The following is a 15,750-nucleotide window of genomic DNA, read 5'->3' as shown; positions in this document are numbered from 1 at the left end:
CGGCGCGGGCCCTTTCTCACGTCAGGTGTTGAGCCTCACTGGGCGGCGCTGCGCGCCTCCTCGAGCCAGGCGTCGAAGGTGTCCTGATTGTCGGCAACCCATTCGCGGGCGTGCCGCTGGAGGTCTTCCTCGGAATCCTCACCGTCGTTCATCAGCGCGTTCTGCGCGAAGATGGCGTCCAGGGGGATCTCCATGACTTCCAGAAGCTTGCGGGCGGCCGGGTTGGCCTCCAGGAACTCGCTGTTGGCCACGGCACGGATGTCGTTGGCCGGCCAACCCATGTTGCAGGGGTCGGCCACGCACCCGGTCACACCGGGAAGCGTCGTGGCATCCTCGAGGTCCTTCTGGTCCTCGGGCAGGTCGGCATGATCCACCTCGAGCCAGACCACATCTTCGCCCGGCTCCAGGACACCAACGGTCCAGTTCGGTGTCCAGGTGTAGAAGAAGATCGGCTCACCCTGTTGGTAGCGCGCCAGGGCGTCCGCCATGGAGGCCGCATAGCCCGCGGTGATCAGATTGACGTGATCGCGCAGGTCGTAGGCATCCATGTGATGGTCGATCGTGACCTCGCAGCCCCAGCCCGGCGGGCAGGCCACCATGTCGGCTTTGCCGTCACCGTTGGAATCGAAGAGCTCCTTGATCTCGTCCTTCTTGAAGTCCTCGATCGAGGTGATGTCGTGCTCCTCGGCGGTCTTCTTGTCGACGAGGTAGCCCTGGAGCGCACCGCCTTCGGCAACGTAGCCGACGAGCTCGGCCTGTCCCTCGTAGAAGCGCTCATAGGTGTTGTGGAGCGGGAACCAGCCGTTGACCCAGAGATCCACGTCACCGGTGGAGACCGCCTGGTAGAAGGGCGGATTGTCGAGGGTGACAGGACCGTCGATCTCGTAGCCGAGCTGGCGCAGGGCCTCGGCATAGATTTCCGTGTGGAACCAGCCGGTATCCCAGGTGGCTCGCGCCATGGTTACCGTCTCACCTTCACCGGGCATGTCCTGGGAAGCGGCGGTGGCAGCCATGCCGACGGTCGCCAGAAGACCTGCACAGGCCCCCAGCATCAAACGCTTACGCATCTGTCGCATCGCTTCTCCTCCGTTCTATCACTCGTTTCGATCCGCTCTGCGGTGTCCCGAAGCCGGCGGCGGACCGTTACGCCGGCTTCGGGTGACCGATTAGCGCTGGGCGGGGCCCGGCGGCGACAGGCCAAGCAGACGCTTGGCAGTGCCGCTGAAGGTCCAGTCGCCCTTGCGCAGGGAGGGGTCCCCCAGGGCCTGGGTGATGCGGTCCAGCACGATCGCGATCAGCACGATGCCCACGCCGCCGACGGCCGCGCGGCCCACATCCAGGCGGCCGAGACCGGTGAAGACCGTGAGACCCAGTCCGCCGGCACCGATCAGCGCCGCGATCACGGCCATGGAGAGGGCCAGCATCAGAGTCTGATTGAGCCCAGCCATGATGGTGCGGATGGCCAGTGGTAGCTGCACCTCGAACAGGATCTGCTTCGGGGTCGAGCCGAAGGCCACCGCGGCCTCCACCAGCTCTTCGCGCACCTGGCGGATGCCGAGATTGGTCAGCCGGATGATCGGGGGCAGGGCGAAGATGATTGTGGCAATCACGCCCGGCACCATGCCGACCCCGAACAGCATGACGATCGGCACCAGGTACACGAAGGGCGGGATCGTCTGCATGATGTCAAGTACAGGCCGGATCATCGTGGCGAAACGGTCATTGCGTGCGGCGGTGATGCCCAGTGGAATGCCGGCGATGGCGCAGAAGAACACTGCGGTCAGGATCATCGACAGCGTGGTCATGGTTTCCGACCAGACGCCGATGGCATCGATGAACAGCATGGCCAGCAGCGTGAAGATGGCCACGCCGCCTCCGGCATAGCGCCAAGCCAGCACCACAAGAACCAGCGCGAAGACCGGAAAGGGGATGGCCTGCAGGCCCGCATCGAGGCTTCGCAGGACTTGATCCACCGGCCACTGCATGGCCTGGAACGCGGGCCGGAAGTTCGGCACCAACCAGTCGCGGACCACCCATTCGACCCAGTCGTCGAAGGGCAGCTTGCCGTAGGTCGAGGGGCTGAACCAGTCGAGAAGTTCGGTGTGCTCAGCCATTGCGCGCTCCTGCGGTTACGTTCTTCTCCTGATCGACTGGCTGCTCACTGGCGCGAGTGGCGGCCAGGGCGTTCATCAGATCGCCGGGATCGACCGAGGCGGAAATGCGCCCCTGCTTGTCAACCAGCGCCACTGGTACGCCGGCGGCGCCGGTCTCCAGAATGGTGGCTAGGGATGTATCTGCCTCGGCGGTGATTGCCGGACGCTCCATGACCGACTCGACACGCCCGGCCGGGTCGGCGGCCAGCAGTTGTGCCGCGGACACGGAGCCCAAAGGCTTCTGGGCCGAGTCCTGGACCAGCAGGGCCTGCGCGCCGGAGGCGGAGAGCTTGCGGCAGGCAGCCGCTATCTCTTCCTGCGGTTCGAGCAGCGGCCGATCGTGGCGAGCGATCTGCCCCAATGTCAGGACGCGCGAGCGATCGACCTCGCGGGTGAAGTTGGCGACGTAGTCGTCCGCAGGTGCGCCCACGATTTCCTGTGGCCGTCCCACCTGGACGAAGCTTCCGTCCTTCATGATCGCGATGCGGCTGCCCAGGGTGAGCGCTTCGTTGAGATCGTGCGTGATGAAGACAATCGTTGCGGCGTAACGCTCCTGCAGGCCGAGAAGCTCGTTCTGCATGTCGCGCCGAATGAGAGGGTCGAGCGCCGAGAAGGGCTCGTCCATCAGCAGGATCTCGGGGTCGACCGCCAGGGCGCGGGCCAGGCCGACACGCTGCTGCATGCCGCCCGAGAGATTGGAAGGATAGGCATCTGCCCAGGCATCGAGCCCGACTGCGGCAAGCGCCTCTACCGCCTTTTCCCGCCGCTGCTTCTGGGGCACGCCGCGGATTTTCAGGCCGTAGGCTGCGTTTTCGGCCACGGTGCGGTGTGGGAAGAGGGCGAAGTGCTGAAACACCATCGCCACCTTGGCCAGCCGAAGCTGCCGCAATCCGGTCTCGTCGAGGGCGAGCACATCCTGGCCGTCGATCGCAAGCGACCCGCTGGTCGGCTCGATCAAGCGGTTGATGCAGCGAACCAGGGTCGATTTGCCCGAGCCGGACAGGCCCATGACAACGAAAATTTCGCGGGATTCAACTTCGAGGCTGATGTTGTCGACGGCGACCACCGATTCCGTGCGGCGGTAGATCTCGTCCTTGTCCAGCCCCTCGCGGGCCAGCTTTACGGCTTCTTCCGGTGCGGGCCCAAAAACCTTGTATAGGCCCTCCATGCTGAGCTTGGCAGGCAAACGTTGCTCCTGTGTTAATTGTGTTTTTGCGCTCCTGGGCGATGAGAGCGTGTGGCACGTGGCCACCATCCGGTCGACCGCATGCAGGCGCGATTAGGGGATTGGAGTGATGAAGCCCGGTGCTTGCCTTGGGCCTGCTGCGAGGCGGAGCGCGGTATCCATTGCAAGGATGCTGCAAGCTCCAACTCATCCCCCTGTGCGCTAGGACTAGGCCTCACGCTCCGATGTTTCAACCCCAGTGCAGGCTTCCGGCTAGCCAAAGTCGGCGAGACGCTCGGCACCTACCCGGCGCCATGGTGGCAGTTTTCCGCGGCGTCGGGCCTTGCTGTCCTGATGTTCGAGGTAGGAGCGTACGAGCCGATCGCGAAGGCGGGTGACGGGGCCAACGGCGGGCAGGGAGAGGGGCCAGAACGGGCTTATGCGCGAAAAGGCCCAGATCTCCAGCCGTACCCCCGGATCGCTTGCCTCGCCACGGCAGTGAATGCCGGAGGTGTCCGCGATCACCAGGGTGTTGCGCGGTACGGCAAAGGCCTTGGGCGGCGGCAGCCCCAGCTCTTTCAGGTCCTGCTCGCTCCAGCGGAAGGAGCCGCGGGCCGAATAGCGCAAGGGGTCGTGGCGTGCGGTCAGACTGCGCCGGTACTCGGCCGCCAGCCGCTGACGCGTGAAGCGGTGGGAGCCCGGCACATACGTGAAGGGGCCCTTGCGCTCATCGACATCGTCAAGGAAGAGCCAGGCCTTCACCGTGGGGTGGAAGGTGTCCGTGTGCAGGTGGCGCTGCGGATCGGGCGCGCCTTCGCGCAGATGGTTGAGGATGCGCTGGATGTAGAACACCGGCGCCCCGGCCCGCGCGCCGCTCCAGGCGAGAAGCCGGCGATAGGTCGGGTGCTCGATGAAGGCCTGGGTGGCCGGCAGGTCCGAGAGCGTTTCCTGATCCAGCAGGATGCGGTGCGTGATGGTGTCGCCCTGGTGACACTCCCAGCCCGGCCCCTTGAAGGCGCGCACCTCGCTGTTGAGTCGTTCGAAATGGTCCTGGGGGAGAAAGTTCTCTTTGAGGATGAAGCCGTCGCGGCGAAAGGCCGCCCGTTCCTCGGCGCTGACTTGCAGCATCAGAGGCAGACGACGCAGTTCGCTCATGGCCTGGGCCAGCCGGATTCGCCCGGTGTGCAGCCCCAGGCGGTTGAGCAGGGGGCTGCCGATCACCGGATTGTCGGCGAAGGACTTCGCGCCGGTCAGGACGGTCGGCAGGTAGAGCGGCGCGCTGAGTTGGCGCAGGAGGCCGGCCCGCGCGGGGGAGCGTTCGATGGGCGCCATGGCTCGCTTCTCGCTGTGGCTCTCGTTTGCCGGACTATACGCCCCCAGGCCCCGGACTCAAACGCTGCTGCGCAAAGCGGTCGTTAGAGACCGAGCGCTTCATGCGGCGGCGTGTACTCCAGACCATGTACCTGCGCCACGGCCTTATAGGTTACCTTGCCTTCGCTCACGTTCAGGCCCTGCAGCAGGTGCGGGTCATTGGCCAGCGCCCGGCGCCAGCCCTCGTCGGCCAGGGCGAGCACGAAGGGCAGCGTGGCGTTGTTCAGCGCCTGTGTGGAAGTGCGGCTGACGGCGCCCGGCATGTTGGCGACGCAGTAGTGCACCACCTCGTCCACCAGGAAAGTCGGATTGTCGTGGGTGGTGGGGTGTGATGTTTCGAAGCAGCCGCCCTGGTCGATCGCGATGTCCACCAGGACGGCGCCCGGCTTCATGCGCTTGACCATCTCTGCCGTGACCAGCTTGGGAGCGGAGGCGCCAGGGACCAGCACCGCACCGATCACCAGATCGGCGCCGAGCACATGCTGCTCGATGGCATCCACCGTGGAGTAGATGGTGTTGAGCATGGGGCCGAACTGCAGGTCCAGGTCATTGAGTCGCTGCAGCGACTTGTCGATGACGGTGACATGGGCTTCCAGGCCCATGGCCATGCGGGCCGCGTTGGTGCCGGACACGCCGCCGCCCAGGATGACAACCTTGGCGGCGGCAACCCCCGGAACCCCGCCGAGCAGGATGCCCAGACCTCCCTGCTCCTTCTCAAGGCAGTGGGCGCCGACCTGCACCGCCATGCGGCCGGCGACCTCACTCATGGGGGCGAGCAACGGCAGTCGACCGAAGCGATCCGTTACGGTTTCATAGGCGATGGCAATGCAGCCGGACTCGACCAATCCGCGGGTCTGGGGCAGGTCGGGTGCAAGATGCAGGTAGGTGAAGAGGATCTGGCCGGGCCGCAGCATGGCGCATTCCGCCGGCTGTGGCTCCTTGACCTTAACGATCATCTCGGCGGCGGCGAATACCTCTGCCGCCGTTTCGAGAATCTCAGCGCCCGCAGCGCCATAGGTCTCGTCCGGAAAGCCACTTCCGAGACCGGCTCCGCTTTCCACCAGAACGCGATGGCCATGATGAACGAGTTCGCGCACCGACGCCGGAGTGAGGCCGACGCGAAACTCCTTCGCCTTGATCTCTTTCGGGACACCTACCTGCATTGTCTCTCCCTTTTTCTGCTTGGTTTGGACTCCCGCTTCGTCAGTCCAGGTCGTTCAGGACCGACTGCAGCGTCCCGAACATCTCATCGATCTGCGCCTTCTCCACGATCAGCGGCGGCGACAGGGCGATGATGTCGGCGGTGACCCGAATCAGCAGGCCCTTTTCGAAGCAGCGACGGAAGGCTTCGTAGGCGCGCGCGCCCACCTTGCCCGGCCGGGATTCCAGTTCGATGCCGGCGATGAGTCCGAGGTTGCGCAGGTCGATGACGTGCCGGGTCCCCTTGAGCGAATGCACCGCATCCTCCCAGTAGGGCGCGAGCTCGGCGCAGCGCTCGAACAGGCCCTCTTCCTTGTAGACCTCCATGGTGGCAAGGCCGGCTGCAGCCGCGACGGGATGGCCGCTGTAGGTGTAGCCGTGGAACAACTCGATCGTGTTGCCGGTGTTGTCGGCCCATTCGGTGAAGGCGTCGTAGATCCCTTCACGGGCGATCACGCCGCCCATGGGGATCACACCGTTGGTCAGGCCCTTGGCGCAGGTGATCAGGTCCGGCTTGACCCCGAAGTAGTCGGTGGCGAATGCCTTGCCCAGGCGCCCGAAGCCGGTGATGACCTCGTCGAAAATCAACAGGATGCCGTGCTTGTCGCAGATGTCGCGCAGGCGCTGCAGGTAGCCCTGGGGCGGGATCAGCACGCCGGTGGAGCCGGCCACGGGTTCAACGATCACCGCAGCAATGGTGCTCGGATCATGCAGCGCGCAGATGCGCTCCAACTCGTCGGCAAGTTCGGCGCCGTGCTCCGGCTGGCCGCGGGTGAAAGCATTCCGGGCCAGATCATGGGTGTGCGGCAGGTGGTCGACACCGTTGATCAGCGGGCCGAAGAACATGCGGTTCTTGACGATTCCGCCCACGGAGATGCCGCCGAAGCCGGTGCCGTGGTAGCCGCGCTCGCGCCCGATCAGGCGGGTGCGTTCGGCCTGGCCGCGCACGCGATGATAGGCCAGCGCGATCTTCAGGGCGGAATCGACCGCTTCCGAACCGGAGTTGCAGAAGAACATGTGGTCATAGCCTGGCGGCAGCATCTGCAACACGCGCGAGGCCAATTCGAAGGGCAGGGGATGGCCGAGCTGGAAGGTCGGCGCAAAATCCAAGTGCTCCACGGTCTGCTGCACCGCCTGGACGATCTTTTCGCGCCGGTGACCGGCGTTGCAGCACCAGAGGCCTGCCGTGCCGTCGAGGATGTCCCGTCCGTCCACTGAGCGGTAGTGCATGCCGTTCGCCGAGGCCAGCAGCATGGGATTGCGCTTGAACTCGCGATTCCAGGTAAACGGCATCCAGAAGGATTCGAGATCGTTCGGCTTGGCGTCGAGATTGATCGGAAGTGCGGAACCGTCCATGGGGCCTCTCCTGCATGACGAGGGATGTTTCGGCCACTCTAGCATGCTCATGATAATCGACAAAGCCTCACATAAAGGCTTTCAACGGGTCTCATGAGGCCTTTATACGTTAAAGATAATTAACGTTGTAAACGGCCGGGATCATGATCGAGCCAAGCGTTGACGAGGAAGCGGAACTAGGGCGGCGGCTGCGCGCGCTGCGGCAGCTGCACGGCCTGTCGCAGCGCGAACTGGCCAAGCGCGCCGGCGTTTCCAACGCGGTGATCTCGCTGATCGAGCGCAACGCCACCAGCCCCTCCGTGGGCCTGCTCAAGCGCGTGCTCTCGGGCTTTCCCCTCAGTCTCTCGGACTTCTTCTCCATGGAGCGGAGGCCACGCGAGCAGGTATTCTTCGCGGCCGATGAACTGGTGGAAATCGCTGGCGGCAAGGTGAGCTACCGCCAGGTCGGGGAAGACCTGAGCAACAAGGCCCTGCAGGTCATCCTGGAACGCTATGCGCCGGGCGCCGACACCGGGGACTCGTTATTGCGTCACGACGCCGAGGAAGCCGGCGTCGTGATCGCCGGTGTTCTTGAGGTCACTGTCGGGGATCAGCGGCGTCTGCTGACGCCCGGCGAGGCCTTCTATTTCGACAGCCGCCTGCCACACCGCTTTCGCAATCCAGGTGAGGTGGAGGCGGTGGTGGTGACCGCCTGTACGCCGCCCAGCTTCTGAAGGAGCGGCTTTGCCCTACAGGTCGGCTGGGATTGCCAGCACGTCGCAGTCCACTTCGGCGATCAAGGTCTCGGCAGTGCTGCCGAGCAAGAGGCGCTTGACGCCGGTCGACCCGCGCGTGCCGAGGATCAATAACTCGATATCAAAGTGCTCCACAGACTCTTGGACGAGGTCCAGCGGCTCGGCCTCGCGCACGATCACGCTGGCTTGGGACAGGCCGGCTTCGTGCAGCAGAGTGTCGATCCGCGCAGCCGCGGCCGAACGTTCCCCGGCGCTGCGCTCGGCAATGGCCTCTCCTTCGATGCCCGCATGGGCCATGAGCGGCCGACCGAAGTCGCGCAGCGCATGCACTGCCCAAAGAGACGTTTCTGGACCCAGGAGTGCAAGCCGCTCAGCCTCGGCCAGTGCCTGGCGGCTGCTGGCGGACTCGTCCAGCGCGAGACACAGATTGTGATACGGGCCTTCTGCTGCCTGGCGCGTGATCAGGACAGGATGGGGGCCATAGCGCAACAGCCGCTCGACGGTGGAGCCCAACCACAAGCCGGCAATTGCCCGCCTGCGCGGTGCGCCGACGACGATCATGTCGACATCCTGAAGCGCGGCCGCTTCCAGGAGACGTTCCTCCACTGACCCTTCGCTCACGCGCAAGACAATGCCTTCGTCATCCCGGCGCGCGGGGGGCAGGGCGGCACGCATGGCCTCGAGGGCCTGGCGCTTCTCTTCCTCCTTGAGGCGCTCCGGCTTGCGCTCATCGAGGACATGCAGGCAGGTCAGTTGCCCCGAGTGCTGCTCGGCAAGCTGCAGCCCGCGGGCCAACGCCAGCTGTGATCCCTGGTCCAGGTCGAATGCCACCAGGATGTCTTGCGACATACTCTTGCCTCCCACACTGCCCCTCGCCTCTCACGCTGCGTGCAGCCGGAACGATCTTGCAGCCTTTCCCCGGCCAAAGCCATCATGTCGGTCAATGCCGCACCGTTCCGCGCTTCGATTTCCCTAACGTCACTTTCCTATTAGAAGAGGGGGGAGTGTGCGCGGCGAACGACGAACGGGCAGGAGGTGAAAGTATGATAGACACGATGCTCCTGGCCATACTGATCGGGGCCGGGCTCGTCGTCTTCTCCATTTTCACCAGCCTCGTTGCCTTCCGTTTCGGCGCGCCCTTGCTGCTGATCTTGCTCGGGATCGGCCTCATTTCCGGCGTCGACGGGATCGGCGGCATCGAGTTCGCCAATGTCGAGGCGGCCTACTTCATTGGCAGCATAGCCCTGGCCGTCATTCTCTTCGATAGCGGCCTCGGCACGCGATTGAAGACCTTCCGTCTGGCTGCGGCGCCGGCGCTGATTCTTGCAACCCTTGGCGTTGTCATCACTGCGGCTCTGCTCGCAGTGCCGATCTACTACATCCTGGGTGTCGGATGGTTGGAAGCCTTGCTGCTTGGCGCCATAGTCGGTTCCACGGACGCGGCGGCCGTGTTCTTCCTGCTGCGCGTCGGTGGCATTCGGATCCGCGAACGGGTGCGCGCCACGCTGGAGATCGAATCCGCCTCGAACGACCCCATGGCCATCTTCCTGACCATGACGCTGGTCAGCGTGGTGGCTGCCGGGGAGATCGGGGCCCAGGACGCCATTTGGACTTTCGCCAGCGCATTCCTGCTGCAGATGGGCGTCGGCCTCGCAGCGGGACTCTTCGGTGGCTGGCTCATCGTGCAGACAGTCAATCGCGTGACCCTGGAGACGGGCCTCTATCCCATCGTCGTCATTGGCCTGGCGATGTGCAATTTTGCTGTGGCCTCGATGCTCGGCGGGAGCGGCTTTCTGGCGGTGTTCGTGGCCGGCCTGATCGCGGGCAATGTGCCCATGCGCGGCGCCGTAATGCTTCGCCGCTTCCAGGAGGGCATGACCTGGCTGGCGCAAATCGTCATGTTCCTGGTGCTGGGGCTGCTGGCGACCCCCTCGGAGTTTCCCGAGATTGCCCTTCAGGCCGTGCTGATCGCGCTGGCGCTGACCTTCTTCGCGCGTCCCCTGGCGGTTTGGCTCTGTCTGCTGCCCTTCGGCTTTCGCCGAACGGAAACCACCTTTCTTGCCTGGGTTGGGCTGCGGGGCGCGGTGTCGATCCTGCTTGGCATCCTGCCGATCATCGGTGATCTGCCGAACGGCCAGACGCTGTTCAACGTGGCTTTCATCATCGTGCTCAGCTCACTGCTGATGCAGGGCTGGACTATCCGGCCGCTGGCGCGCTGGTTGGGCCTGATCGTGCCTCCTCGGATCGGCCCGGTGGACCGCGTCGAACTGGAACTGCCGGGCAACGCCCGCCACGAACTGGTGGCCTATCGCATCGCCAAGGAAAGTCCGGTGGCGCGAGGGGAGCGGATTCCCCGCTGGGCGCGCCCGTCCCTGATCGTGCGCAATGGTCGCTCCATGCGCATTCATGAGGCGGGGCGCCTCGGGCCCGGGGACTATGTCTATATCTTCGTGCCGCCCAACTTCATCACCCTGCTGGATCGGCTCTTTGCCAGCCCGGCCGAGATCAGCGACGCGGATGAGGACTATTTCGGCGCCTTCACGCTGGATCCAAAGCGCCCGATCGGCGACGTGGCGCGCAGCTACGGATTCAAGGTGAGTGAGGAAAGCGCCGAGCTCAGCGTCGCTGACTTTCTGCGCAAGCGCCTGGGCGGAGCGGTGGGCCGCGGCGACCGACTCACCCTGCCGCCGGTGGAACTCATCGTGCGCGAGGCTGACGATGACCATCGCGTCCTCGCAGTCGGGCTGGGGCTGGAGCCCGGCGGTGACAGCCCTGGGCGCATACCCTTCTTCTACAGTTCGCGCGAGATTGCCGGGGGCATTCGGGAATGGCTGCGCCGGCGGCGGCAGCGCGCTTCGGCTCCCCCGCAGGAGCCGAAGAAGAAGCCTGGCAAGGACGCCTAGCCACCGCACTTGGCCTGGGGACAGTCGCACCGGTGCCCATTTGTCCCTCTGTGGGCCCGTTGCACGACACGGTCGTATTTTCGCCATGCGGGCATGGCAGTAACGGCGCCGCAACGCTATCTCCTTGACGGACGGCGCGTGTCCAGCCCTCTACCAGCCGGTGGAGTGACGGTCTTCCCGCTTTCAACACAACCGCTGCTCAGGAGCCGTACACCGGTCGATGGAAATCGCAAACCAGTTCATACTGCTGAGCGGCGCCTTGCTGCTCGTTGCCATTCTCGCCGGTGTGCTGTCGTCGCGCATCGGCGCACCGCTGCTGCTGGTGTTCCTCGGCCTGGGCATGGCGTTCGGGGAGGAAGGTCCCGGCGGGATCGTGTTCGACGATTTCAACACCGCCTACGCCATTGGCAGTTTGGCGCTGGCGATCATTCTCTTCGACGGTGGTTTGCGCACCTCCTTTTCTTCCCTGCGGATTTCCTGGGTGCCTGCGTCGCTGCTGGCCACTGTCGGCGTTGCCCTGACCGCGGCGATGACCGGCACCATTGCGTGGCTCGTGCTCGACCTTTCTCCGCTTGCGGCCTTGCTTGTGGGCTCCATCGTGGCCTCCACCGATGCCGCGGCGGTTTTCCTCCTGCTGCATCAGCGCGGCATGGACCTCAAGCGGCGGGTGGGAACCACCCTGGAAGTCGAATCGGGCTGCAACGACCCCATGGCGATCTTCCTCACCATCACGCTGGTGGAACTGCTGCTCCACAGCGACGGCGAAATCGGCTGGACAGTGGCCCGCACCCTGGGCGAGCAGATGGGCTACGGCGCCGTCATCGGACTGGCGGGCGGCTGGCTGCTGGCGCAGGTGGTCAATCGGCTGGAACTGGCGCCGGGCCTCTATCCCGTCTTTGTCGTCGCCGGCGCGCTGGTGATCTTCGGCGGCACCCAGGAACTGGGGGGCAGCGGCTTTCTTGCCGTCTATCTGGCGGGCATCATCGCCGGCAACAGGCGCCTGCGTGCGAACCAGCTCATCCGGCGTTTCCACGACGGCATCGCCTGGGTTTCGCAGATCGCCATGTTCGTGATGCTGGGCCTGCTGGTCACACCGAGCAGTCTGGGACGCGACCTGATGCCGGCGTTGCTGATCGCCGGCGGCCTGATGTTCGTGGCCCGGCCTTTGGCGGTCTTCCTCTGTCTCTGGCCCTTTCGCTTCAAGTCCGAGGAGCGGCTCTTCATCGCCTGGGTCGGTCTGCGCGGGGCTGTGCCCATCTTCCTGGCCATCATCCCCGTGCTGGGGGGGATCGACCACGGCATCGACCTTTTCAACGTGGCCTACATCGTCGTGCTGACCTCGCTGCTGCTGCAGGGCTGGACCGTTCCCTGGCTGGCCCGGCGCCTGGACATCGAGCTGCCGCCGCGCCCGGAGCCGACGGGGCGCTTCGACATGGAGTTGATGCGCGGCTTCGACCGAGAACTGGTGGGTTACCGCATTGCGGACACCAGCCCCATGGCCAATCACCCTATCGAGGATCTGCGTGTGCCCGATCGGGTGCGTATCCTCGCGGTGCTGCGCGACAATGCGGTCGTACAGCGCCAGTTGATGAAGTCCCTGAAGCCGGATGACTATCTTCTGGCTCTGGCGCCGCCGGAGCAGGTGCTGCTGCTCGACCGGCAGCTCCTGCCGTCCCGCAGGCGTTCGGGCCGGCGTAGCGAACCGGTGCTGGGCGATTTTGCCTTCCCGGGCGCATCGCCGGTGGGCGCCCTGGCCGATGTCTACGACCTGCCTGTCACCCGGCGCGAGCGGGAGATGAGCCTCTCGGACTTTCTCCAGGCGCGTCTGGGGAAAGACTGCTCGGTCGGCGACAAGCTCAGCCTCGGCGCAATCGAGTTGGTGGTGCGCAGCGTGGAGGACGGCGCGGTGAAGGAAGTCGGCATCTGGCTGGAGCCGGCCGTTCCTCACCTGCTGCCCAGGGGGCTGGCGCGACGGGTCGCCGGCGCGGGCAGGTTCTTGCGGCGGAGTAGAACTGTGCGCAAGCTGGCCGACGATCCGCCGCTGTGAGACAGCTTGACCCGGCTTGAGCCAGGGGCGGCCAGGCCGCAGACTGGGCGCTGGCGGGCAGGGCCGCCTAGCGGTCAGACCTGTACGCTCCCGAGGTGAAGCAATGAGGCGCGCTCGTGTACCATAAGCTGCTGATCGCCAATCGCGGAGAGATCGCCTGCCGCGTGGGAGCCACTGCGCGGCGCCTGGGCATCGCCACTGTGGCGGTCTATTCCGATGCCGATGCCGGGGCACGCCACGTGGACCTGGCCGACGAGGCTTGGCGCCTGGGCCCGGCACCACCTGCCGAGAGTTACCTCTGCGTGGAGCGTTTGATCGAGGTGGCGCGTGCCTCGGGCGCGCAGGCGGTCCACCCCGGCTATGGCTTCCTGTCGGAGAATGCCGACTTTGCCGAGGCCTGTGCCGCGGCCGACCTGGTCTTCGTCGGGCCGCCGCCGGCGGCCATCCGCGCCATGGGTTCGAAGAGTGCGGCCAAGGCCCTGATGGCGCGCGCCGGGGTTCCCCTGGTTCCGGGCTATCACGGCGAGGACCAGGAGCCCGAGCGTTTGGCGCGGGAAGCCGACGACCTCGGCTATCCTCTGCTGCTGAAGGCCTCGGCCGGCGGCGGCGGCAAGGGCATGCGCGTGGTCGAGCGGTCGGAGGACTTCGCGGAGGCCCTGACAGGGGCTCGGCGCGAGGCCCAGGCGGCTTTCGGCGACGACCGCATGCTGCTCGAGCGCTATCTCACCCGGCCGCGCCACATCGAGATTCAGATCTTCGCCGATGGTCGAGGCCAGGTGGTGCATCTCTTCGAGCGCGACTGTTCCCTGCAGCGGCGCCATCAGAAGGTGGTGGAAGAGGCCCCGGCGCCCGGCCTCGATTCTGCGCTGCGCCAGGCAATGGGCGAGGCCGCGATCGCAGCCGCCCGGGCAATCGGCTATGAGGGCGCGGGCACGGTCGAGTTCATACTCGAGGACGATGCCTTCTATTTCATGGAGATGAACACCCGACTGCAGGTGGAGCATCCGGTCACCGAGATGATCACCGGCCTTGACCTGGTGGAGTGGCAGCTGCGAGTGGCGGCGGGCGAGCCGCTGCCTTTCGGCCAGGAGGCGATCCAGGCGCGCGGGCATGCGATCGAGGCGCGGCTCTATGCCGAGGATCCGGCGCGCGGCTACCTGCCCACCACCGGCCGCCTGGCGCACCTGCGCTTTCCCGAGTCCGATGCGGCGCTGCGCATCGACAGCGGCGTGCGCGAAGGCGACCAGATCACGCCCTACTATGACCCCATGATCGCCAAGCTGGTGGTCTGGGGTGAGGACCGGGCCACGGCCCTGCGTCGCCTGCGTGCGGGTCTGGAAGCCACGGAGGTGGCGGGCCCCACGACCAACCTGGCCTTCCTGGCTGCCATCGCGCGCCACCCGGATTTTGCTTCAGGCGGCGTCGATACCGGCTTTCTTTCGCGCTGTGAGCAGGCGCTTACCGTGCTGCCCGATCTCGATGATCCCGCCATCGCAGCCCTGGCCGTGGCGGCAGAGGCTGAGCGGCGCCGGGCGGAGGTGGCGGCGCAGGCTGCGCGCTCCGGCGATCCCTGGTCGCCCTGGTGGAGCAGCGATGGCTGGCGGCTGAACGCCGAAAGCGAGCGCCGGCTGCACTTCACGCTGGGCGAGGCCGAACTCGTCGCCGGGCTGCGCTACGGCGTGGCGGGCTTGGCGCTGGAGTGGCAGGGCAGGCTGCTGCCCCTGCAGTGGACGCTGGAAGCCAAGGGGCGGCTGCGCGTCGACCTTGCCGGCCGGACACATCGCGCGGCGGTCGCCTGGCAGGGGGAGACCCTGACGCTGATGCGCGCCGGAGAGAGCCTCCGCCTGCAGCTGGAAGACCGCCAGGCCGCTGCAGCCGAGGTGGTGGGGGTGGCGACCGGCGTGGTGGCGCCTATGCCGGGCAAGGTGGTCCAGGTTGCTGTGGCCGCCGGGGAAGAGGTGGTCCGGGGCCAGCTGTTGCTGGTGCTGGAAGCGATGAAGATGGAACACAGCCTGCGCGCACCCGCTGACGGCCGCGTCGGCGCGCTGCACGTGCGTGCCGGGGATCAGGTCGAGGAGGGGGTGGAACTGCTCGCCTTCGATCCGCAGCCGGCCGAGCAATCCGTAGACGGCGGGGCAGTGGCCTAGCGCCATGGCATCCCTGCACCTGATCAAGCTCTCCGTGGGCTCGGAGAGCATCGAGAGCCTGCGCCATTGGCAGGAAAGGCGATTGGCCCGCCACGGCCGCCTGTGGCATGCCACGCGCATGATGCCCCGGCGCAAGGACGAACTGCTCGCTCCCCAGGCGCCGGGATCGATCTACTGGGTGATTCGTGGCGTGATCCAGGCCCGTCAGCAGCTCGTCGGCATCGAAAGTGGCGCCGATGAGGAGGGGCGCAGCATGACGCTGCTGCTCCTGGACCCGACTCTCGTGCCTGTCGAGCCGACGCCCAAGCGCCCCTTTCAGGGCTGGCGATATCTGCTTCCCGAGCAGGCTCCCCAGGATCTGCCTTCCGGCGAGGGGGAGGAAGCCGGCGCACCGCCCGCGCTTTTGGCGGAATTGCGCGCCTTGGGCATTCTCTGAAGAGAAAAGTCTGGGGACCCTGATTTTTTGTCTTGCCTGGTTGGTCTGATGGGCCTAGAAACCGGCTCACCGCAGCGACGGGGTCCTTGAGGGGCTCGGCGGGGCGGCGATACCGGGGCTCCCGGGGGCAATGTTTGAGGCATTGCTTGTTGGGGGCATCATCGCTAGGATGGGGCGTGCCGCAGGACCGGGAGATCGGTCGTGGGGTCGCTTGTGCCCGGTGGGTGAGTTTTGCGGG

Annotated in this window: 12 protein-coding genes; 5 read left to right on the top strand and 7 right to left on the bottom strand. The window is 66.0% G+C overall.

Annotation, left to right across the window (positions count from 1 at the left end; all coding sequences use genetic code 11):
* Nucleotides 1–35 precede the first annotated feature (35 nt).
* From proX to aptA, 6 genes are all read right to left on the bottom strand, one after another.
* Nucleotides 36–1,076: a glycine betaine/L-proline ABC transporter substrate-binding protein ProX gene (gene proX / locus ABZ720_RS08985; protein ID WP_366555183.1), complete on the bottom strand. Its 1,041-nt coding sequence runs from the start codon at nt 1,074–1,076 to the stop codon at nt 36–38.
* A 90-nt stretch (nt 1,077–1,166) separates the two neighbouring features.
* Nucleotides 1,167–2,114: an ABC transporter permease gene (locus tag ABZ720_RS08980; protein ID WP_366555182.1), complete on the bottom strand. Its 948-nt coding sequence runs from the start codon at nt 2,112–2,114 to the stop codon at nt 1,167–1,169.
* Entirely contained in the window at nt 2,107–3,339 is a 1,233-nt protein-coding gene (locus ABZ720_RS08975; RefSeq protein WP_366555181.1) for a quaternary amine ABC transporter ATP-binding protein, read from the bottom strand. Before ABZ720_RS08975 ends, ABZ720_RS08980 begins: the two co-directional genes overlap by 8 nt.
* A 252-nt stretch (nt 3,340–3,591) precedes the next feature.
* Nucleotides 3,592–4,650, bottom strand: coding sequence for a phytanoyl-CoA dioxygenase family protein (locus tag ABZ720_RS08970; RefSeq protein ID WP_366555180.1), 1,059 nt, complete (start codon nt 4,648–4,650; stop codon nt 3,592–3,594).
* Between the two features lie 83 nt (nt 4,651–4,733).
* Nucleotides 4,734–5,852, bottom strand: coding sequence for an alanine dehydrogenase (ald, locus tag ABZ720_RS08965; RefSeq protein ID WP_366555179.1), 1,119 nt, complete (start codon nt 5,850–5,852; stop codon nt 4,734–4,736).
* Nucleotides 5,853–5,892: 40 nt separating this feature from the next.
* A complete protein-coding gene (gene aptA / locus ABZ720_RS08960; RefSeq protein WP_366555178.1) occupies nt 5,893–7,245 on the bottom strand; it encodes an omega-aminotransferase AptA in 1,353 nt (450 codons plus the stop codon).
* Between the two features lie 143 nt (nt 7,246–7,388).
* Here aptA and ABZ720_RS08955 point away from each other — a divergent pair, with 143 nt between their 5' ends.
* Nucleotides 7,389–7,958, top strand: coding sequence for a cupin domain-containing protein (locus ABZ720_RS08955; protein ID WP_366555177.1), 570 nt, complete (start codon nt 7,389–7,391; stop codon nt 7,956–7,958).
* A gap of 15 nt (nt 7,959–7,973) precedes the next feature.
* On the opposite strand, the gene ABZ720_RS08950 is transcribed toward ABZ720_RS08955, so the two are convergent.
* On the bottom strand, nt 7,974–8,828 hold the full coding sequence (locus ABZ720_RS08950) for a universal stress protein (RefSeq protein ID WP_366555176.1): 855 nt from the start codon (nt 8,826–8,828) through the stop codon (nt 7,974–7,976).
* Nucleotides 8,829–9,022: 194 nt separating this feature from the next.
* On the opposite strand from ABZ720_RS08950, the gene ABZ720_RS08945 reads away from it, so the two are divergent.
* From ABZ720_RS08945 to ABZ720_RS08930, 4 genes are all read left to right on the top strand, one after another.
* Nucleotides 9,023–10,882 (top strand): potassium/proton antiporter, encoded by a 1,860-nt coding sequence (locus ABZ720_RS08945; protein WP_366555175.1) that lies wholly within the window; start codon nt 9,023–9,025, stop codon nt 10,880–10,882.
* A gap of 220 nt (nt 10,883–11,102) precedes the next feature.
* On the top strand, nt 11,103–12,929 hold the full coding sequence (locus ABZ720_RS08940) for a potassium/proton antiporter (protein ID WP_366555174.1): 1,827 nt from the start codon (nt 11,103–11,105) through the stop codon (nt 12,927–12,929).
* Between the two features lie 116 nt (nt 12,930–13,045).
* Complete coding sequence (locus tag ABZ720_RS08935; RefSeq protein WP_366555173.1) at nt 13,046–15,076, top strand: acetyl/propionyl/methylcrotonyl-CoA carboxylase subunit alpha; 2,031 nt, start codon at nt 13,046–13,048, stop codon at nt 15,074–15,076.
* A 4-nt stretch (nt 15,077–15,080) separates the two neighbouring features.
* Complete coding sequence (locus ABZ720_RS08930; RefSeq protein ID WP_366555172.1) at nt 15,081–15,512, top strand: DUF1489 family protein; 432 nt, start codon at nt 15,081–15,083, stop codon at nt 15,510–15,512.
* Nucleotides 15,513–15,750 lie beyond the last annotated feature (238 nt).

Origin of the sequence: Aquibaculum sediminis, assembly GCF_040712085.1 — a bacterium.
Taxonomy (GTDB): Bacteria; Pseudomonadota; Alphaproteobacteria; order Kiloniellales; family DSM-21159; genus Aquibaculum; species Aquibaculum sediminis.
This window is presented reverse-complemented; position numbering and strand designations above follow the sequence as displayed.

What these genes read in the sequence shown, in the direction of transcription:
- proX (WP_366555183.1), bottom strand. Translation starts at nt 1,076, where the DNA reads ATGCGACAGATGCGTAAGCGTTTGATGCTGGGGGCCTGTGCAGGTCTT.
- ABZ720_RS08950 (WP_366555176.1), bottom strand. Translation starts at nt 8,828, where the DNA reads ATGTCGCAAGACATCCTGGTGGCATTCGACCTGGACCAGGGATCACAG.
- ABZ720_RS08940 (WP_366555174.1), top strand. Translation starts at nt 11,103, where the DNA reads ATGGAAATCGCAAACCAGTTCATACTGCTGAGCGGCGCCTTGCTGCTC.
- ABZ720_RS08930 (WP_366555172.1), top strand. Translation starts at nt 15,081, where the DNA reads ATGGCATCCCTGCACCTGATCAAGCTCTCCGTGGGCTCGGAGAGCATC.
- aptA (WP_366555178.1), bottom strand. Translation starts at nt 7,245, where the DNA reads ATGGACGGTTCCGCACTTCCGATCAATCTCGACGCCAAGCCGAACGAT.
- ABZ720_RS08970 (WP_366555180.1), bottom strand. Translation starts at nt 4,650, where the DNA reads ATGGCGCCCATCGAACGCTCCCCCGCGCGGGCCGGCCTCCTGCGCCAA.
- ABZ720_RS08955 (WP_366555177.1), top strand. Translation starts at nt 7,389, where the DNA reads ATGATCGAGCCAAGCGTTGACGAGGAAGCGGAACTAGGGCGGCGGCTG.
- ald (WP_366555179.1), bottom strand. Translation starts at nt 5,852, where the DNA reads ATGCAGGTAGGTGTCCCGAAAGAGATCAAGGCGAAGGAGTTTCGCGTC.
- ABZ720_RS08980 (WP_366555182.1), bottom strand. Translation starts at nt 2,114, where the DNA reads ATGGCTGAGCACACCGAACTTCTCGACTGGTTCAGCCCCTCGACCTAC.
- ABZ720_RS08945 (WP_366555175.1), top strand. Translation starts at nt 9,023, where the DNA reads ATGATAGACACGATGCTCCTGGCCATACTGATCGGGGCCGGGCTCGTC.